16 protein-coding genes are annotated in these 19,560 nt (G+C 61.9%); 4 read left to right on the forward strand and 12 right to left on the reverse strand.

Annotated elements, in window-relative coordinates; genetic code table 11:
- Positions 1-25 precede the first annotated feature (25 nt).
- From ACJ8IM_RS18715 to ACJ8IM_RS18725, 3 genes are read right to left on the reverse strand one after another with little or no spacing between them, the layout of a single operon-like run.
- Positions 26-2,206, reverse strand: a complete 2,181-nt coding sequence (locus tag ACJ8IM_RS18715; protein ID WP_033654472.1) for a virulence factor SrfC family protein — start codon at positions 2,204-2,206, stop codon at positions 26-28.
- A complete protein-coding gene (locus ACJ8IM_RS18720) occupies positions 2,203-5,148 on the reverse strand; it encodes a virulence factor SrfB (RefSeq protein ID WP_033654509.1) in 2,946 nt (981 codons plus the stop codon). The genes ACJ8IM_RS18715 and ACJ8IM_RS18720 overlap by 4 nt, the downstream gene beginning before the upstream one ends.
- Entirely contained in the window at positions 5,148-6,386 is a 1,239-nt protein-coding gene (locus tag ACJ8IM_RS18725; RefSeq protein WP_033654471.1) for an SrfA family protein, read from the reverse strand. Before ACJ8IM_RS18725 ends, ACJ8IM_RS18720 begins: the two co-directional genes overlap by 1 nt.
- A 283-nt stretch (positions 6,387-6,669) precedes the next feature.
- Here ACJ8IM_RS18725 and ACJ8IM_RS18730 point away from each other — a divergent pair, with 283 nt between their 5' ends.
- The gene (locus ACJ8IM_RS18730) at positions 6,670-7,587 is read left to right on the forward strand and encodes a DMT family transporter (RefSeq protein WP_033654470.1); all 918 of its coding nucleotides are present in this window, start codon (positions 6,670-6,672) and stop codon (positions 7,585-7,587) included.
- Here the strand turns inward: ACJ8IM_RS18730 and pdxR are convergent.
- The 9 genes from pdxR to ACJ8IM_RS18775 form a co-directional block, all read right to left on the reverse strand.
- Positions 7,584-9,077 (reverse strand): MocR-like pyridoxine biosynthesis transcription factor PdxR, encoded by a 1,494-nt coding sequence (gene pdxR / locus ACJ8IM_RS18735; RefSeq protein WP_033654469.1) that lies wholly within the window; start codon positions 9,075-9,077, stop codon positions 7,584-7,586. The two genes, ACJ8IM_RS18730 and pdxR, sit on opposite strands and share 4 nt — an antisense overlap.
- A gap of 79 nt (positions 9,078-9,156) precedes the next feature.
- On the reverse strand, positions 9,157-9,780 hold the full coding sequence (locus ACJ8IM_RS18740; protein ID WP_033649366.1) for a helix-turn-helix transcriptional regulator: 624 nt from the start codon (positions 9,778-9,780) through the stop codon (positions 9,157-9,159).
- Positions 9,781-9,889: 109 nt separating this feature from the next.
- Positions 9,890-10,429, reverse strand: coding sequence for a fimbrial protein (locus ACJ8IM_RS18745; RefSeq protein WP_086556970.1), 540 nt, complete (start codon positions 10,427-10,429; stop codon positions 9,890-9,892).
- The gene (locus ACJ8IM_RS18750; RefSeq protein ID WP_033636360.1) at positions 10,429-11,373 is read right to left on the reverse strand and encodes a fimbrial protein; all 945 of its coding nucleotides are present in this window, start codon (positions 11,371-11,373) and stop codon (positions 10,429-10,431) included. Before ACJ8IM_RS18750 ends, ACJ8IM_RS18745 begins: the two co-directional genes overlap by 1 nt.
- The gene (locus tag ACJ8IM_RS18755) at positions 11,351-11,962 is read right to left on the reverse strand and encodes a fimbrial protein (RefSeq protein WP_033654468.1); all 612 of its coding nucleotides are present in this window, start codon (positions 11,960-11,962) and stop codon (positions 11,351-11,353) included. Before ACJ8IM_RS18755 ends, ACJ8IM_RS18750 begins: the two co-directional genes overlap by 23 nt.
- Positions 11,963-11,973: 11 nt before the next feature.
- Positions 11,974-12,717 carry a fimbrial biogenesis chaperone gene (locus ACJ8IM_RS18760; protein WP_033654467.1) on the reverse strand — a complete coding sequence of 248 codons (744 nt, stop codon included), beginning with the start codon at positions 12,715-12,717 and terminating at the stop codon, positions 11,974-11,976.
- Between the two features lie 30 nt (positions 12,718-12,747).
- On the reverse strand, positions 12,748-15,249 hold the full coding sequence (locus tag ACJ8IM_RS18765) for a fimbria/pilus outer membrane usher protein (RefSeq protein ID WP_051917636.1): 2,502 nt from the start codon (positions 15,247-15,249) through the stop codon (positions 12,748-12,750).
- A gap of 79 nt (positions 15,250-15,328) precedes the next feature.
- Positions 15,329-15,880, reverse strand: coding sequence for a fimbrial protein (locus ACJ8IM_RS18770; protein ID WP_033649363.1), 552 nt, complete (start codon positions 15,878-15,880; stop codon positions 15,329-15,331).
- Between the two features lie 88 nt (positions 15,881-15,968).
- Positions 15,969-16,505 carry a fimbrial protein gene (locus ACJ8IM_RS18775; RefSeq protein WP_033636355.1) on the reverse strand — a complete coding sequence of 179 codons (537 nt, stop codon included), beginning with the start codon at positions 16,503-16,505 and terminating at the stop codon, positions 15,969-15,971.
- A gap of 1,105 nt (positions 16,506-17,610) precedes the next feature.
- Here ACJ8IM_RS18775 and ACJ8IM_RS18780 point away from each other — a divergent pair.
- The 3 genes from ACJ8IM_RS18780 (at position 17,611) to fetB (ending at position 19,526) form a co-directional block, all read left to right on the forward strand.
- Positions 17,611-17,898, forward strand: a complete 288-nt coding sequence (locus tag ACJ8IM_RS18780) for a FaeA/PapI family transcriptional regulator (protein WP_033649362.1) — start codon at positions 17,611-17,613, stop codon at positions 17,896-17,898.
- 190 nt (positions 17,899-18,088) lie between these two features.
- Positions 18,089-18,766 carry an iron efflux ABC transporter ATP-binding subunit FetA gene (fetA, locus tag ACJ8IM_RS18785; protein WP_033636353.1) on the forward strand — a complete coding sequence of 226 codons (678 nt, stop codon included), beginning with the start codon at positions 18,089-18,091 and terminating at the stop codon, positions 18,764-18,766.
- A complete protein-coding gene (fetB, locus tag ACJ8IM_RS18790) occupies positions 18,753-19,526 on the forward strand; it encodes an iron efflux ABC transporter permease subunit FetB (RefSeq protein ID WP_033636352.1) in 774 nt (257 codons plus the stop codon). The genes fetA and fetB overlap by 14 nt, the downstream gene beginning before the upstream one ends.
- Positions 19,527-19,560: the final 34 nt, after the last annotated feature.

The raw sequence follows: 19,560 nt of genomic DNA on the forward strand, positions 1-19,560 counted from the left end.
CCCCTATTGCTGCCAGAGCCGCCGCTTATCGCAGAGTCGCCACGATCTCTTCCAACGCCGCGCGCTGCGCCTCGCCGAGCGCGCTTTCCGTCGCCGCATTCTCCGCCAGCAGGGTTTGCAGGCCGATCAGCCAGTCATAGATATAAAACGCGGTGTTTTTGGTCGGCGTCGGCGCCAGCCGGGTTAACCGCTGCTGGCTGCTCCAGTCCACCGCCGGCTGCGGCGGCGGGGTAAAGATCGGCTGGCCGGGGTTGACGCGGCTCTCGGGGCGCGTTGCCGCATCGCGCCGCTGGAAGCCGAGCCAGGCGACGAAGTCGCCCAGTATCGCCAGCGCCTGGCTGATTTGCCGATCTTCACTCTGTTCCGGCAGGCCCCCGGCGCACAGCGCGCGTTCCAGCTCATCATCGAGCCGCAGGCGGCAGGCGGCGCCGATCAGCGCATCGACCAGCAGTTCCAGGTGCGGCTTTTCGACGCCGAGCAGCTCCAGCAACCGGCGGCTGTCCGGCAGGCTGCGCAGATGGTTGCTCCAATCCGCGAATACCCGCGCGGCAAAGGGCGACGCGGAGGGCTCGCCGGGTGCCGGGGTTTCCGGTGCGCCGAACAGATCGATGTCGAGCCCGAACGGCGCTGGCGTCGTCGTCGGGGCCGGCGCGGCGTGCTGCTGTTGCTGATAAAGCTGGCGCAACGTATCGCGCTGCGGCAACAGCCGTTCCAGCAGTTCGCCGTGGCAGCCGGCCTGCGCCTGCAGCGCGCGCAGCAGCTGTTGGCCGCGTTGCTGCGCCGCGTGCGGAGCGGCGGCGGTGAGCCAGTTGCCGAGCAGGCTTTCCGTCAGCTCACGCTGCAACTCTTCGCGCTGTTCGAGCAGGCGCGCTTGCTTCTGGGCCGGGCGCGCCTGGGTGGCCAGGTAACTTACCATGCGGCGGCAATCCTGTTCATCCAGCGCCAGCAGCGTGGCCCAGCTGTCGCCGGGCTCGCCGACCTGGCGCTGTACGGCGTCGTCGGGGCGCGCTTTGCCTTCCCCGCGTTGATCGAACGGCGTGATCGCCCAGATCAGGCCGGGTTTGCGGCGCTGGCGTAGCGCCGGGGTTTCTCCCTGAGTCTGATTGACCCAGTTGGCGAGCGCCTGGCCGACGCGGGCGGCGTCCTGCGGCGTGGCGGCGGCATCGGCCACCAGCAGCAGGTTGGCGTGCAGGCCGTCTGCGCAGCGGGTCAGCAAATGGGCGCGTTTCGCCTGTTGCAGCCGCTGCGTCGGTTCCGCCTGCGGGCAGGCGCGGCTGCCGGGCAGGTCGATCAGCGCCACGTCGGCGGGCAGGCCCGCCTGCGCCGTCTGCGGCAGAACGGTGGTGACTTCGGCGGTCAGCCAGGTCAGATCGCTCAACGCGATCTTCCGTTCACCGCCGTGTTCGGCCATCACGACGATCGCGGCGTTTTCTGCTGCGGCGCTCGCGGTCAGCAGCGGTAAGGCGCGGTGCGGAGCATGAACCTGTCGGCTGCTACCGAGGGCATGCAGCGTGTGCGCCAGCTGGCGATAATGCGCCGTCAGCGTCGTTTCCTCTCCCCACAGCGGCGCAAACAGGCGCGCGCGATCGTCGATGCTCAACTGCGGCGCCAGCGCCACGGCCTGCGGCCAGAAATGCCTGTCCAGCGTCTGTTGCCCCTTGTCGCCGTAGCGGCGTTGGCTATCCCACAGCGCCAGCACATCGCTGTCGCTGAGGCCGTCGAGGGCGACGGCTTGGCGGTGACGCGCCAACGCTTGCAGATGGCCGGCGATCGCGCGGGCGTCCCAGTCCAGCCGGAAGCCGCCCATCGCGGCGGCATCGAGCGTGATGGCCAGCCACTGCGCTTCATCGAGCAGCGCGAGGGCGAGAGGATACTCGGTGGACGGCGTCGGCGCGGTGGCGCAGTAACGCACCGCCAGCGCGGCGTCGCCGTGCAGCCTTTCTGCGCCGGGGGCCAGCGCCGCCAGCAGGTGGGCCTTGGCGGCGGCGTTGTGGCCGTACAGGCCGATAGCGACCTGCGCAGGTTGTGCCTTCGCCAATTGCAGTGCGCGGTTATGGCAACGGCGCAGGCGCAGCGTCAGGCGATCGGCTTCCCGTTCCAAACGGGTGGACTGCCGGCGCGCGGTGTCCACCCAGGCGATCGCCTGCAGAATGCCGGCACTGAGTGCGTGGTTCGGGGCCGATTGGGCGGTAGTGATAGCTTTCATCGTGGGTAAATGCTCCCGCTGTCTATCCAGTAGTGGGTCGCGCCGGAGGCGCTGGCAGCCAGGGTATTGAGTTTCAGTTGCAGATGGTGCGCCGGGACGGGGCTGCCGTCGGCCAGCAACGCCTGCGCGATCCTGACGCTTTCCGCGCCCTGTTCGGCGCTGGCGGTAATGGCCAGCCGCAGGGTGATCACCGCGTCGCCGGCCAGTTTGCGCGCCAGCTGGGCGTCATTGATGGTCAGCGTATAGAGCGGCGAGGCCGGCCAGCGTTCGTTGTCCAGTTGGCGGAAGCCCAGGCGCAGCGGGCCGCGCAGCTGGAAGCTGCCGGCGGGGTCGAGCGCGAAGTCGGCGCGATCCAGATCGATGTCGCGGTAATAGACGTTATCGTCCGCCAGCATGTTGTTGCCGTCCAGCATGCCCAGGTGGCGAATGGTGGAGTAAGGCTGGAAATCGCCGACGTTGAAGTAAAAACTCTCCAGCCGCAGGTCGATCGCCAGCAGGCACAGCATGGCGCCCACCGCGGCGGTGGATTTCGGGTTGTCGATGCGGCCGCGTTTGTTGAACGGGTACCAGCTGCGGGTGTGGTAGCCCTCGAGCGGCAGAATGCGGCTGGCGGGCAGCGGCTGCAGATGGCGCAGCAGCGCCTGCACGCCGGGGAAACGCGCCGGGCGGCCGGTCAACAGCAGCACGTCGCAGGTATACAGCGCCACCACCTCGGCCAGCAGGCGCAGGCAGCGGCCGATGCCGATGCGATCGGACAAGAAGGCGGCGTGCAGATCGGCCAGGCGGATCACCAGCGGGGTGTGCAGAATCTCGAAGGCGTCGCTGTCGGCTTCGCGCTGCACCTCGCCGTTGATAAACGCCAGCACCTGCGGCGTCGGCGGCTGCGGCAGCAAATCGCCCAGGCTGGCGGCGATTTCCGCCCGGCTGTCCAGCGGGTCGTATTCTTCATAGGCGCCGAGCAGCGCGCGCCCGGCGGGCATGAAAATCTGCAGCGCGGCCTGCTGGCGCAGGGTGGAAAGCCCGTCCATACGCCCTTCGTTGCCGAACAGCCTGTCCATCAACGCCGGGGCGGCGCTTACGCCGGCGGCTTCGAACGCCTGCTGCACGGCGGGCAGGATAAACTGCTGGATGGCGTCCAGCAGGATATCGTCGCCGGCGACTTTAAAGCCCTCGCGGAACAGCAGGCGCGGGTTGATTTTGATGTTGTTGCCCACGCCGTCGTCGAGCGAATAGTGCGTGATCGCCAGATCGGTGGTGCCGCCGCCGATGTCGATGGAGGCGATGCGCAGCGTTTTGCCCGCCTGCTCATCCGGCGCCAGCGGCCGGTCGGGCCGGGCCATGGCGGCGAAAAAGGCGTCGGTGCGGCCGGCGAAGTTCACCTGGGTTTCATTGTACAGATAGACCATCTGGCCGCAGGTGGCCTCGTCCCACTCCATCTGCACCTGCGGCGCCGGGAAGCGGGCGTGCGCGCCGTCGAACGGCGCATCCTGCGGGTGCCAGTCGAGGGCCTTCCACACCAGCCCGATCGCCTCCTGCATGCGGCGGCGGAAGATCTCGCGCTCCGGTTTCGGCATCGCCGAAGGCAGCGTCAGAATGATGGCGCGCAAACGGCGCGGCGCGGCGGCGTTCGGCATGCGGCTGCGCTGGGCGATGCTGTTGATCTGCATCAGCGCCTGCGCCAGCAGCTCGCTCAGCATCAGCGTCATCACCGCGCTGCGGCTGTAATGGGCGGCGAACACCGGCAGCCGTTGCGCCGTCGGCAGGGCGGACAGCGGCACGCCTTCGTCGTTGATCAGGGTGGTCAACGGCGCGGCGGCGGCCATCGGCTCGTGCTGCTCGTTGAAGCGCCAGCCGGGCGCATAGCGCTCCTCGTCCCACAGGTAGCGGCGCGGGCTGGAAATGCCGGTAGTGCCTTCATGGCCCGTTCGCCGCTGCGCCAGTTGCGCGGCTTCGCGTCCGACGCGGGTGATGGACGGCCACTGGAAGGCGTCGTCGCGCCCGCTCTGGAACGACAGATGCGGCTTGCCGAAGCCGGCCCGAGAAAACTCCACCCGGCTCTCGAACAGTTCGTTGTAGACGCGGTGCGGTTCGGACAGCGAACGCAGCTGCAGCTCGTAGGTTTGCTTCAGGCCGTTGCTCTCCTCCGGATGATCCTCGACCAGCACGCCGCAGGTGTGCGAGTTGCCGACGTCCAGCACCAGATCGACGTCGATCGCCGGTTGCTGCAGCGTCGCCGCCACCATCTTTATCTGCGGCACCGCCAGCTGATGGCCAAGCATGTGCAACAGATTGAGGTAGTGCGCCTGATACTCGAAGGTTTTCAGCCCGGCGTTGATCTCCACTTCGGCGCGCTGCTCCCGCTCGGCGGCGCGCTGGCTGAACGCCTCGCGCAGCCAGCCGTCCACCCAGGTCAGATCGAGGAACTCGCCCAGCTCGTGGTTGCGGTGCGCCAGCGCGAAACGGAGATCGGTGCCGAGATCGCTTTCGCCCGGCGCCAGCGCCTCCTGGCCGGGCGCCGCGGCGCGGGTGTCGAAGGCCAGCACCACGCGCAGCAGGTTGCCGTCCTGATCCGGTTCATCCAACTGCACCACCTGCAGGCGCGCCCAGTTGTCCGGGCCCGACAAGAACAGGCCCGCCGGGGTGTGGCGCAAGCAGGGCAGCGGCAACCAGAGCTTATCCAGCAGGTGCAGCGACTGCTGCAGCGGATAGCTGAACTCCGGCCGCACCACTTCGGCGGCCTGGTCGCCCACGGCCGGCAGCTGATATTTGCCGCTCTCGGCCTCCCATTGCAGGCGCAGCAGCGGGCCGCTGGCGGTCTTGCGCACGAATTTGCCGGGAAACTCGGCGTCCAGCAGCGGCGTCAGGGCAAAGTCCAGAAACTGAATGCCGCTGTCCTGAATCAGCGTAATGCCGTGTTTGTAGTCCGTAAGGGGTGCCAGCATCATTTACTCTCGCGCTTGAACGTCATGGGATAGGTGGTGTCCGCATCGTAGCGGCCGGTGCACTCCGCCGCGCCGGTGTCGCCCTGGCGGCAGACGATCTCCGGGATCTGGTAGCGGCTGCCGTCGCTGCAGCGCGCCTTGGTGCGGCTGTTGATCACCAGATTGCCGGACTGCATCAGCCCGGCTTCGACCGCCACCCGGCAGCTGACGCCGTCGCCGTAGGCGATAACGGCGATGCCTTTGCCGCCGTTCAGACGATATTGCAGGCTGGGGCGCTTGCCGGTAATCGGGTCTTTCAGCGCCACCGTGGCGCGCCATTTGCCATTAAGGAAACGGGTGGAGCCGGCCTTCACCGCCTCGGGCGGCAGCACCAGCGCATGTTTGTCCAGCGGCTGCGGGATGACCGGCGCCGGTGGCGGCGGCATCAGCGTCGCGTGCGCCAGCGGCAAGCGCAGTTTGGGCAACGGCGCGGCGGTTTTTTCCGGCGGCGCCGGATGCTGGACCTCCGCCGGCATCGCCGGTTGCGGCGGCGGCGAGCGGTGCAGCCAGGCGGCCAGCGCCGCACTGCCCAGCAACAGTACGGGTAACAGCCAGAGAGCGTAGCGCCGGCGCGGGCGAACGGCGGCAGAGGATTCGATAGGCGCTGCCGGGGCGGGCGCCGGTTCAGGCTCGGCGGCCGGGGCCGGTTTTACCGGTTCGACAACGGCCGTCTTGCGCGGTGCGGCGGCGATCGGCGCCGGTTTTTCCACTTCCGATTCGATCGGGCGCAGGCAGGCCAGCGGATCGTCCGGGCTCTGCGCCTGCGGCTTGATAAAGCCCCAGAAGGTCAGCACCGGCCGATCGTCCACCAGGTAAACGTGGTTGGGGTCGGGCATGTGCATCGCTTTGGCCAGCAGCGCGCCGAACAGGCGATGGCTGGGGTGATCGGTCGCCTGGGCCTGTTCCGTCAGGCTGCGGAAGGTCGTCAGGCAGTGTTCCAGGTGGCGCACCGCCTGCGCGCGCTGGGCGTCGCTCGCCGCCAGCCAGGAGGTGACCTTGCCGGGGAAGGGCGCATACCAGTCGATGCGGGTGCCGCTTTCGTTCGGCTGGGGGATCGCCAGACAGTCGGCGGCCTGCTGCTGCCGGCGAAGACGCAGGGTTTCCCGCAGCTGCTGCGCGCAGGCGTAGACCGGTTGCCCGTTTTCGCCTAAAGCCAGCACATCATCCAAACTGCCACTGCGTAAGAAGGGTTTCACCACGGCACCGCACCTTGTCCTGTTCTGCAAAAACGCATAAAAGTCCATGATACCCCGCAGGCAGAGCCGCCAAACGGCCAAGGACAGCCCGAAAAACGCCCTTCTTTGGCGTTAGCGGAACCGGCACAGTGAAAATCTCGCTATCCGGACCTGTCCGTGAACCGCTTTATCTGAAAAATAGAACCTGGCCCCGGCAAGTGACGCCGGGGAACGATGTTCTCTTTCACTATGATATCGCCTCGCGGGTTGCCGATTTCGGTATGCCTCAGGCGTGCGGAGCGTTCACATGACGGACAGTCAGTCTGAAAAAACTCTCGTTGTTCCCCCTGCGCATCCCGCCGCCGGGCATTCGCCCCAGGGCTGGATGAACGGCTTCCTCGGCATGATTATTTTCAGCGGCTCGCTGCCCGCCACGCGGGTGGCGGTGCTGGAGCTCGATCCGCTGTTTCTGACGGCGGTCAGGGCGGCGATCGCCGCCTTGCTGGCGCTGTGTGCGCTGCTGATCACCCGCCAGGCGCGGCCGACGCGGGCCGATTTGCCGCCGCTGCTGTTTGTGGCGCTCGGCGTGGTCATCGGTTTTCCGCTGCTGACGGCGCTGGCGCTGCAGCACACCACCTCGGCGCATTCGCTGGTGTATATCGGCCTGCTGCCGTTGGCGACCGCCGGTTTTGGCGTTTTGCGCGGCGGAGAGCGGCCCAAGCCCGCTTTTTGGGCTTTTTCAGGCGTCGGCGCCGTGCTGGTGGGCGCTTTCGCGCTAAGCCAGGGGAGCGGCGGAGCCTGGCAAGGGGATGCGCTGATGATCGGTGCGGTGCTGCTGTGCGGCCTGGGTTATGCCGAAGGGGCGGTGCTGTCGCGCCGGATCGGCGGCTGGCAGGTGATCTCCTGGGCGCTGGTGGCGGCGTTGCCGTTGACGCTGGCGGCCACTTGGCTGGCGGCGCCGGCCGGTTGGCCTGCCGTCAGCGGCGCCGCCTGGCTGTCGCTGGTTTACGTCTCGGTGTTCAGCATGTGGATTGGGTTTATTTTCTGGTATCGCGGCCTGGCGCAGGGCGGCATCGCCGCCGTCGGGCAGTTACAGCTGCTGCAGCCGTTCTTTGGCCTGGCGCTGGCGGGCTGGCTGCTGCAGGAAACCGTCCAGCCGATGATGATCGCCGTGATGGCCGGCGTGGTGGTTTGCGTGTTCGGCGCCAAGCGCTTTTCCCGCTAGGCGCCGTTGCCGGCGCAGGCTCGGATCACCTCGCCGAGCCGTTCCACCGCCTGTTGCACCTGGCGGTCGGCGTAACCGCCCAATCCCAGCACCAGACCCGGCTCACCGTGGCCGGGCGCATACATCGGCGACACCGCCCGCAGCGCCAATCCGGCTTCGTTGGCGCATTGGGCGACCCGCACGTCATCGAGATCTTTCCTCAGCCACAGCACCATGTGCATGCCCTGATCGCAGGGCTGCACTATCGCCAGCTCAGCGGGGATGTGCGTGTTGATCGCCTCGATCAGCACCCGGCGTTTCTCGGCGTAGACGCCGCGCATTTTGCGGATATGCCGGTCGAGATACCCTTCGGCGATAAAGGCGGCCAGCACGTGTTGATCCGCGCTGGGCGGATGGCGATCCATCAGGATCCTGGCGCCGAAAAAGGCGTCGACCAGCGGTGGCGGCACGATGGCGTAACCCAGCCGCAGCGAAGGGAACAGCACCTTGCTGAAGGTGCCGAGATAGAGCGTTCGCTCGGGCGCCAGCCCCTGCAGCGAAGGGAACGGGTGGCCGGCGTAGCGCATCTCGCTGTCGTAGTCGTCTTCCACGATCCAGGCCTGCCGCTCTTTGGCCCAGCCCAACAGGGCGCTTCTTTTCGCCATGCTCATCGGCATGCCCAGCGGATATTGATGGGACGGCGTGACAAAGGCGGCGCGGGCGTCGGCGGCCAGGCGGATACCGGCGGCGACGTCGATGCCGTCGGTGGCGACGGGCACCCTAATCATGCGCCGATCGCGAAACAGGCTGTCGAAAATAGCGGTGATGCCGGCGTAGGCGGGGTCTTCCACCCAGGCGCTGTCGCCGGCGTCCAGCAGGATCTGTGCGGCCAAATAGAGCCCTTGTTGCGTGCCGGAGGTGATGAGGATTTGCTGCGGCGTGCAGTTTACCGAGCGGGAACGGCGCACATAGTCGCAGATGGCTTCGCGCAGCGGCAACGCGCCCAGCGGATCGCCATAGCCCGACGGGGCGCCGGGGCCGCGCGCCCGGATGCGGTTGCCGAGCCGCCGCCAGATATCGTCGGGCGCGGTATCGCCGATCGGCACCGAGACGGTGAACGGCACCGGCGGCAACGCCCGCGCCTGGGCGGCAAAGCGCGCCAGATGCTGCGCCTGTGCGGAAAGTGGCACGGCTGTGGACGGAGCGGCCTGCACCGTGGCGTGCGGCGTGCGGCGCGGAGCCTGATAGTGGGCGACCCGGGTGCCGGAGCCGGGCTGCGGTTCGAGAAAACCTTCCGCTGTTAGCTGAGCGAACGCCTCCAATACCGTGCCGCGCGCCAGATTCAGCGCCGCCGACAGCCGGCGCGTCGAGGGCAGCAGGTCGCCCGCTTTCAGATCGCCCCGGTGGATGGCCTGGCGCAGGGCCTGCGCCAGCTGGTGGCTAAGTTGACCCGCCTGACGATCGAGCTCGCCGAGGGCGGGGACGTCAACGGCTTTGGCTGTTCTGGGCATGCATTCCGGCTCGCTTTGCAGTGCGAAAATGAGTATTCAGAGTAAACCACTCTGGCGTCACTCGCGAGCCTGTTGTCGCTCAGTTCAGCTCCCGCTGATTCAGCAGCACCCGATTCAACTCGCTGTTTTTGCGCACGTTCAGCTTGCGCATCGCCGAACGTTTGTGGGCGCTGATGGTTTTCTGGCTGCGCTGCAGCAGGCCGGCGATGCTACAGGCGGACATGCCGCTGCTCATCAGGCCCAGCACCTTTTTCTCACAGTGGCTCAGCGCGGCGAGGCGGCAGGCCTGGCATTTCCATATGTCGGCGGCGTGCAGCGCCATCCACGGCTGCTGAATGAATTTTTCCAGCGCCATCTGCAGCTTGAGGCGAATGGCGTAAACCGAGTCGCGCCGGTGGATGCTGAACAGCGGAGACAGGTTTTTCACCTGTTGCTGGGCCGTGTCGTCGAGGATCAGCAAGGTCAGCTGCCGCTGGCGCGGGATGCCGTAGGGGCTCCGGTAGCAGCAGGCGCAGCCCCAGCGCTCTTCCGGCGTGCGGAACACGATTTCGATGTTATCCAACGCCTGCAGCGCCAGCGGCGAGAACTGCGGGTACAGGCGTTGGCATTCGTTCAGGGAGTGCAGATAGTCCTGCAGCAGCAGACGCAGCCCCTGCTGGTAGAAGTTATCGCTGTCGAACAGCGTGAAGCGAATATCTGGCATGGGTGGCTCCTTAAAAGGCCGCGGCGCCGCGCCGGAGCGAACGGTGACGGCCAATCGCCGGCGTTCGCGCGCCGGTCGTTTTCCTGATTTCCCTGGGGCGGTGCGGGGCTTATTGGTACGCCAGCACAAAATTGGCGACGGAACTGAATTCGCCTTCGGTAAGGCTTTTATCTTTCATCGCGCTCGGCCGGGCCTGGACATAGGCGCTGAACCTCAGGGCGTTGGGGCCGTCTTGCAATGTCACCGCATCGGTCGGCGTGCCCAGATCAATCGCTTTGCCAGCACCGTCGAACAGCGCGATGGCGGCGCCGTTGGCGCCATTGTTGATCGCCAGCTTGCCCGGCAGTTCGGCATCTTCGGTGCCGGTAAAGGTGGCGGTGACCGATTTGAAAACGGCGGTTTTACAGTCGGTTAAGCGAATGGAAAATGACACGGGGTTGGTATGGCCGTAGCGGTACAAGGTTTTGATCAACACCGTATCCATCTCGACGGTCTGGTGAAGAGACTGCGGGTCGATATTGCAGGGTCTGCTTACCACGGAGCCGAAAAAGTCTATTTCCTTATTTTCCGCCGCGACTGCGGAGGAAAATAGAAAACCGATGCCGCACAGAGCGGTGATTGTCCGATAGCTCTTCATCATCACCACCATTAAATATAATTAATCAGCAAGATTACGGTCTTGCGGAAATTGCCTTCCTGTCCTTCCCCGCTGGCCTGCAATGAGGCGCTGTAGGATTTTTGCACCTGATCGCGGCCACTCATGTCGGCAAAGCTGTCGAACTGATTGTATTTAATCCATTTGGGGTTGGAATTATCGTGGATGCGCAAGGTTGAACCATTGTCCATATTCAAGCCGGTAGCGTCGGTCAGCGTGCCGTTTTTCACCATGAAATTGGCCTCCAGCGCGAAGCTGTCGCTGCAGCCGTTTTTGCGGATCAAGATGCTGAAATCCTTGCTCGCTACGGTGCCCGCATTGGGTTTCCAGGTCGGGATCTCACCGAAGTCAACGCCTTCCGGGGTTGAAAGCTCCACCGAAGCGGCGCACTGGATCACTTTGATTTTATCCAGCCCGGTTAGGGTGAAACGGTAATTTTTTCCCGGGTGGACGTTGATGCCGCCTACGCCATCGAGCTGAAAAACGGCGATCTGACTGGCGCCCCCTTCGGTGATTTCTCCGGTTTTTTGCAAATAAACCTGATAGTTGACATGACCGAGCTCCCGTTGCTTGGGGGTACGAAACATATCGGTTTGTACTCGGGAGTTGATCAAGCCGAGATCCCGGCCGTTATAAATCACCCCCATGGCGATGCCGGCGGCGAACTGCCGGTTGTCCGGATTGGGATAGAAGTAAACCCATTCCCCCTTGGGTTTGCTGGCGTGCGCCCAGCACATAACGTCGCGGCTCATCGGTTTAGAGGTCCAAAGCCGGCTGCCGACCGGTAAGGTGGCCGGTATGGTCAACCGGCCGATATCCTCGCTCTCTTCGGTTATGCCGTTCTCGGTATTCAGATGGCATTCCAGCGCCTGAGCGCCGAACGGCGTCGCCAGGCAACCCAGCAACGCCAGGCGTTTATAAATAGACCAGCTGGACATGCACCACTCCTTTGAATTGGTTTGCTTCGATGAACGGACGGGTTGATTCCAATTGAGCGCTGAACCACAACGTATTGCCGCCCGGCTGCAAGACATAGGGGGCGCCGGGTTGGTTGAGGGACAATGCACGGCCCCGTTGATCTTTTAGCCGCAGGCCAACGCCTTGTACGCCGCCGTGCAGCTTCAGCAACTGCGGATTGTCGGGATCGCTTTCACCGAGGAACACCAGCGTGGCGGCCTGCTCCCCCCGCAGGTAGAGCAGGCCGGCATCGCCATTGCGCATGCCGGCCGGATTGTCCGCCAGCGCCCGCGCGCCCAGCAGGCAATGGGTAAAGGCGAGACGAAAACGTACCGGCGCGCTTTGATCGCCGACACGCCGGAAGGCGAGCGTGCCGATCTCACCGAGATCGACCGACTGATCGCGGCTGTCCGGCGCCAGGCTGCAGGGAGAGCTCAGCAGAGCGCCCTGAAAACCGACGGTGCCGCTGGTGCCCTGAACCTCTCCCGGCGGAGAGGCCATCGCGGCGCCGTTGCCGAGCAGCAAGGCGCCGATCAGCAGAGGCCGCAGGCGGCCGGTGAAGTCAGCCATGGCGTATCTCCTTATTTTTTTCCGGGTGCGGCGGTGCAGAGGCTAGCGCTGCAGGTGAAGCGCAGCTCGGGGTGGCCGCCGAAATCATTGATATAGGTGACGACGAAGGCGTCGAACCCATGGTCGCGCAAACGCACTTTTTCGCTGGATTTGGGGGACAGCATCACCGGCTGAAAATCGCCGATCGCGCCACCGCCTTGTTTCTGCGTCTGACGGGCGATGCCGGTCAGCGTGATGTGGAACGGCGTCGGATTTTCGATGGTGAAACCGTCGGCGGTTTTGTGGAACACCAGCTGTTCCTGCCATATCTCACCCTGCGGCGCGACGATGGCCTTCGGGCGGAAGAACAGTTTGATCTGCGTTTGCAGCGCCAGCTGCATCACGTTGGCTTTGCTGCTTTTGGGCGGAATTTCACGCAAATTGAAATAAAACACCGATTCGCGATCTTGCGGCAATAGCTCGGCTTCCGGCGTTTTGGTAATGCGCACGACGCTGCGTTCTCCGGCTTCCACCCGTTGCAACGGCGGCAATACCACCAGCGGCGAAACGATCTTTTGATGTTGCGCATTCTCGATCCAGGCCTGAGCAAGGAAAGGCAACTCTTTGTTCTCATTGGTTATGTTAAGGCTGATCGATTTGGCGTCGCTCACATAGATGGCGCGCGTGCGATCCAACGCGATCGCCGCGTCGGCCGTCGAAGCCAGCGTCATCAACGCCAGGCTGCCCGCGGTTACTGCTATCGAATGTTTGTTCATGTTATGCGTCTACTCTCAATGTGTTGCGGATTACGGTTTGGCGCACGGCAACAGCAGCCGGTCCAGCGGTTTGGCGGCGCCTGGGATGGCGATGCGGCACTGACGGCGGCCTTCCCAGGCGACGTCCAACCGCTCTTCCGGTTGGACGCCGGTCAGATACACCGAGCCGCCGTCGTTCACCACCGCGATCTCCCGTCCGGTTGCACTCAGCACCGTGGCGCCGAACGGCGGTTCGCTGCCGTCCGCCAGTTTGATGGTGGCTAACAGCTTGCTGCCTTTCACCACCTCGAAGTGGCGATAACCGATGGCGCCTTCCGTCAGCGTGCCTTGCACCACCGCGCGCGTGGCTTCAACGTCGTCCGCCAACTTGTTGACGTCGATGCGCGTATCGGTGTTGTAGTAGCTGGTGATGTCCGAGATCACCGCCAATCCGAAGCGGTTGCTGTAAGCGCGGCCGTTGTTGATCGGCACGCCGGCGACGCCGTTGGTATCCAGCATCATGCGGCTGCCGCCGTTGCCGGCGTTCTGGTGCGCGGCGACGCCGTGCCGGGTAGCGGTCAGGCCGCCGCGGAAAGTTCCGCCTATCGAGGAGTAACTGCCCTGCTGATAAGACGCGTTGGCGTTGAGCGTGCCGAACGACGCGTTATGGGTGTAGTAACCGCTCGCCGTCGGTTTGCCGGACTGGGTGACGCCGCTGCCGACCTGCCAGGTATTATTGATGTCGCTGTTGTCGGTGTAGGTCGCCGTTTGGGTCACGTCGCGGTTATTGACCTGCAGCGCGTAGCCCAGACGGTTGTGCTCGCCGATAGGCACGGTGAAATTGAGCATCGCGCTATCGTCGGTGCGGCCCCGATAGTGAGTGCGATAGGCCGCCAACGAGGCGGTGATGTTGCTGATCCCGCCGAAGTCGAACAGCTTGCTGGTCGACATGCCGTAGCGGTTTTGCGCGCCTGCGTCCCAGTAAGTCTGGTGTGAGTAGGTCAGATAAGCGGTGATCGCCTGAGCGCTGTCCTCCGCCATAAAGGTTTTGCTGGCGGTGACGGTATACAACTCTTTTTGTCGGCCGCTGTAGCGATCGTCAATGTCGCCGTAGCGCGCCTGCAGGTACTGCGACATGGTCATAAATTTGCGCTGCGAAAAGCGGTAGCCGGCAAAGGTGATTTGGCCGTTGAGCTCGTCGAAACGTTTGGCGTAGTTGACCTTGAATGACATGCCTTTGGCGCTGGGTTCATCGGGCAGGCGCGCGATCGACTGCGTGGCGTCCACCGACAGGGCGCCGAACAGGTTCAGGTCGCGCCCCAGGCCGAGAGCCCAGGCGTTGTAATCGCCGCCGAGCAGCGCGCCGCCGTACAGCGACCAGGCGTTGCTCAAGCCCCAGGAGAAATCGCTGGCGGAGAACACCGGCCCTTGCGTGCGGTGATCGTAGGCAGACGGCTTGCCCAGCGCCACGTTATAGCGCACGTAGCCGGGGCGGGTCAGATAAGGAATGCTGGCGGTATCTACCTGAAAAGTGGAAACACTGCCGTCTTGTTCTTCCACTTTCACATCCAGTTTGCCGCGTACCGAGCTGCTGAGATCCTGAATGGCGAACGGCCCGGCGGGCACCGTGGTTTGATACAGCGTGCGGCCTTCCTGAGAGACGGTGATCCGCGCGTTGCTTTTGGCGATGCCGCGTACTTCAGGCGCGTAACCCTGCAGGTTGGGCGGCAGCATGCGCTCGTCGCTGGCGAGGTTGAGGCCGGTAAAACGGTAGGCGTCGAACACCGGCGAATTCAGGTAGGTTTCACCCAGCGTCAGCCTGGCGGCCTGCATCGGCAGCGCGCGGTATGCGTAGATCTGATTCCAGTCGAAATTGCTGTCGCGCCGGCCGTATTGTTGGTTGAAATCGGTCTGATAATCGGCGCGCAGGCGCCAGGCGCCCAGGTTGGCGCCCAACGTACCGTAGCTGCTGAGGCTTTCGGCGGTGCCGTTGTCGTGGTGCTGTTTACCGATTTGGCCGCTGAGATTGTAATCCAGCAGCATGCCGGGGATGCCATCGTCCCACTGCTCGGGCGGCGTCCAGTCGGGATCGGAGTATTTCATCCAGGCCTGCGGAATGGTGATCGCCAGCACGCCGCCGCTGATGCGATCGGAAACCGTTGCGCCTTTGATGCCGCGAATGTCGGCACACTGGTTGTCGCGCCACAGGGTGACTTTTTTGGCCGCTTCTTCTTTCAGCGCCATTTTTTCCACCAGGTCAGGCGGCAGGCACACCTGGCTGCCGCTCTTGTTATCCGGCGACGGGAAATACTGAATGCTGCGCTGGGGCAGCGTTTTCTGGTTGATTTTGATATCCAGCAGATAGGTGCCCGGCATGACGTAATCGGCGTCAGAAAAGCGGGATAAGTCCACTTTGCTGCGTTCGCCAATATCCAACACGTCGGTATTGAATTCCGTGGCGGAAAAGACCGGTTTTGCCCAGAGAACAGAGAGAATGACGATGATGGGCGTTTTTTTTATTGTCAGTAAAGACGTCATAGAATGATCACTCATGGCAAATCCGCGCCTAATAGCAGGTCATTCCGTAAGACCTGAATACGTAATGCTGTACAGCGTTCCTAACGAAAACCGGCTACAGATAAGACAGGGTGAATTTGGCCAATGAGCTGAAACCGCCCGCCCGTGCCCTGTCGGGGTGAATGCGCAGCTGGGCGCCAAAGCGCAGCGTGTTATCGCCGGCAACGATCAGATAATCCGCCGTCGTGCTGCCGAGCGGGATCGGGGTGCCGGCGTCGGTCAGCAACTCGATAGCCATGCCGCGCGCCTCGCCATGGACGGCGAGCCATTGCGGATCTTGGCTATCCGCGATGCCGCTGAAGGTGAGGTTGGCCGCGCGATAAATAAAATCGGGCTTTATCTGGCTGGCCAGTTCGCAGTTCACCAACCTGATGGCGAAGTGGCGGCGGCTGCCGATGAGGCTCGGCTGGGCATCTCGCCCGGCGTCGCTCATTGAAACCAGCCCGAAATCAACGGTTTGATCCAAACTGTCGCCGGCGATGTTGCACGGCGTTTCGACGATTTCGCCGCCCAGGCTGACTTTGCCGTGGCCCTGAGTTTTCGCCGTGGCGCTAGCGCTGCCGATGCTGAGCGCGATCAGCAATGCGCCTCGCCAATGGATGGTCATGCTGGCTTCTCCCTGTCGAGATCGGTTCCTTTGCCGGAGCCGGCGTCGTTAAGCATGGGGATGCCCGCGCCGGCATCCCCAACGAGGCTTACTGATAAGCCAGGGTAAAGTTCGCCACGCTGGTGAACTGGCCCGGCACGACGGCGCCGGAAGCGCTGTTACCTTGCAGGTATGCGGCGAATTTCAGGGCGTTGTTGCCTTCGTTCAGGCCCTGGCCGTCCGTTGCGGTGCCCAGCTCAACTTCCTTGGCGTGCAGCTGGTCGTAAATCACGATGCCCGCGCCGCTGGCGGAACCGCTCAGCGCCAGCAATTTGCTGTTGACGGCATCCGGCGTGCCGGTGAAGGTCACCTTGACGTTTTTCATGGTGTTGAGCGCGCAGTCTTTCAGCTCAATGCTGAAGGGTTCGGCGCTGGATTTGCCTTCTTTGGCCAGGATGCGGCTGCTGATCTGGCCCATCGGGACGGTTTGATCGACGGAGTCCGGCGTGATGCTGCAAGGCGCATCGATAATTTCACCGCTAAAGGTCACGGTGCCGCTGCCCTGGTTCGGGGTCGGCGCCGCATGTGCAACGGAGGCGGTAGAAAAAGCAATGGCGGTCGCCAGCATTAATTTATTCAGTTTCATTTCTCAGGTTCCTGTAGAGAGTATTTAAATAAAAAGAAAAGCACACCTAAATCCCCGCAGAGCAGCAACGCCCTGTTAGCCGCACTGCGATGGGAGCCAGATCCTTTTGCTTTGGGCAATACGCACACTTTTCGTTATTTGCTTTTAATAACGAAATGGTTATGTGATGTTTGGTCGGTTTTATTTGATTTTAAAACCCGAATATCGGTATGGCGTTTTGCTGGGAATATTCTTGCAAACAATAGCATTGCTTGGAAATAGATTTTGTTGAAATAACTCAAATTCAGAATATAAAACCAAAAGGAAAAAGTTAAATATAAGATCAAAAACCAATAGATCGTATGTAAATATTATCCAGAATAAATGACTGCACAAATAAGGTTATGCGAGATATTAGATCGACTGTAATAGCGGTTGCCCTACAATGCGCAATATCGCTTTGCTAATATTACGCTTTGACGAACATTGAAGAATTTTCTTTATGAAACAAAATGAAAAACATAAGCATTTGTTTTGTATGATTTTGTGTGGTTAGTTGTCCCTATGGCGTTCCACCGCCTATTCCTGGGTTGTCGAAGGGGTGTTAACAAAAAAATAACAACAAGGCAGAGGGAAGATTATTCTTATCAGATGCTATTTTTTGGACGCGCTTATGTTATTTAACCCATTGTGATTAACCAGAAAAGGGCAGGTGATGCCGTAGGCATTACATAATAATGACCTAAGTGATAATCAAAGGATGAACGATGGAATGATTACTGCGATTAATGCATTTAACAGATGTAAGGCGCATGCGTTGACAATGTTGGTAATTATGTATTCGCGGTTCGTTATGGGATTGTTTAAACATCTTCATATCATGATAACCATGAAAAAAATTGCACAGAAAAATCCTAGTGAAAAATCCGAGGAACAATGCATGACATTTTATCGGCAAAGGTTGGATTTATTAATAAATATTCATTCGCGCGGTGATAGGCAGCGCCAGGTCTATTTTATCGGAACAACGTCGTTTGCGCGGACGCCGCCGTGATTTATGCCCCTGCGCATCACTGACGTGCAGTCATGAACGGGGGCTCAGCAGTAACCACTCAGGAGGAATGCTATGGCCAAGGTGCCGAAAACGTTTGAAAGTAGAAAATCGCTGATGCTGGATGTGTTGCGGGGATTGTGCCGGGATCTTGTGGAAGGGGCCGGGGGCCTGCATCCCCCGCCGGAGCAGTGGCCGAAGACGCGCGAGCTGGCGGATAAATGCGGCGAAAACATTTATACCACCCGCACCCTGCTGCTGGCGCTGGAAAAGGAGGGCAAGGTCCGCTGCACCCACCGCAGCATCAACAATTCTCTACGCTGGTACAGCTGCGACGAACAGGCAGCGATAAAAAAAGAGTGATTCGACCCTGGCGGTCGCTTTTGACTATTCCTACAGCTAATCATTAGTAAAATTTATTATTTGACGGGGCGTTTTGCTCCGTCAATCCTCCTCTCCGCTCGCTGCCATCCGCACAGGCATTGCTAATATGTTTTTTGCAGCCATATACTTATCGCTCAGACGGGAACAGGTGTAGGGAGCCGGCATCGTAATGAAGGAAAAGAAAGACATACTGAGATTGGATGATATTCATTATCAAATAGACAACCAGGTGATCCTGGACTCCGTCTCTTTCACGCTGGGTGAAGGCGAGTTCAAACTGATCACCGGGCCTTCCGGCTGCGGGAAAAGCACCCTGCTGAAAATCATCTCTTCCTTAATGGATCCGACCAGCGGAAACCTCTATTTCGACGGACGAGCGATCGCCGAGATGTCGCCGGAGGCGTATCGCAAACAGGTTTCTTACTGCTTCCAGACGCCGGCGCTGTTCGGCAATACGGTTTACGACAATCTGGCGCTGCCCTACCAGATCCGTCAACAGTCGCCGGATGAACGAAAAATGCAGGCCGATCTGGCGCGTTTCGGGCTGCCGGAGGCGATGCTGACCAAAAGCATCAATGAGCTGTCCGGCGGGGAGAAGCAGCGCGTGTCCCTGATCCGCAACCTGCAGTTTATGCCCCGGGTGCTGTTGCTCGATGAGATCACCAGCGCGCTGGACGAGGAAAATAAGCGCAACGTCAATGAGATAGTGCATCAGCTGGTGGCGGAGCACCGGCTGGCGGTGCTGTGGGTGACGCACGATACCGAAGAGATAGCGCATGCGGACGAGGTGATCACCCTGCGCGCGCACGGCGCCGAGCAACAGGAGCAACAGCATGAATCAGCATAACATCACCAACGAATCCTTAGGCTTGTCGATGATCCTGGTGGTGGTCGCCATTCTGATCAGCCACCGGGAAAAGCTGGCGCTGGAAAAGGACATTATCTGGAGCATCTGCCGCGCGGTGGTGCAGCTGATCATCGTCGGCTACGTGCTGAAGTACATTTTCGATCTGGATAACGCGGTGCTCACCGTGTTGATGGTGCTGTTCATCTGCTTTAACGCGGCCTACAACGCCAAGAAACGCAGCAAGTACGTCGAACACGCGTTCGTGACGTCGTTTATCGCCATCACCACCGGCGCGGTGCTGACGCTGGCGGTGCTGGTCTTGACTGGCTCCATCGAATTTACGCCGATGCAGGTAATCCCCATCTCCGGGATGATCGCCGGTAACGCCATGGTGGCGGTGGGATTGTGCTACACCAACCTCGGCCAACGTTTCAAAAGCGAACAGCAGAAGATTCAGGAGATGCTCAGCCTGGGGGCGACGCCCAAGTTCGCTTCGGCGGCGCTGATCCGCGACAGCATCCGCGCTTCGCTGATCCCGACCGTGGATTCGGCGAAAACCGTTGGGCTGGTCAGCCTGCCGGGCATGATGTCCGGGCTGATCTTCGCCGGCATCGATCCGGTGAAAGCGATCAAATACCAGATTATGGTGACCTTCATGCTGCTTTCCACCGCCAGCCTGTCGACCATCATCGCCTGCTATCTGGCCTACCGTAAGTTTTACAACGCGCGCCACCAGCTGGTGGTCGGCAACCTGAAGTAACGCCATGAAAAACGGCCTCCGCGGAGGCCGTTTT

Source organism: Serratia sp. CY33525 (genome assembly GCF_052169115.1).
Classification (GTDB): Bacteria; Pseudomonadota; Gammaproteobacteria; order Enterobacterales; family Enterobacteriaceae; genus Serratia; species Serratia sarumanii.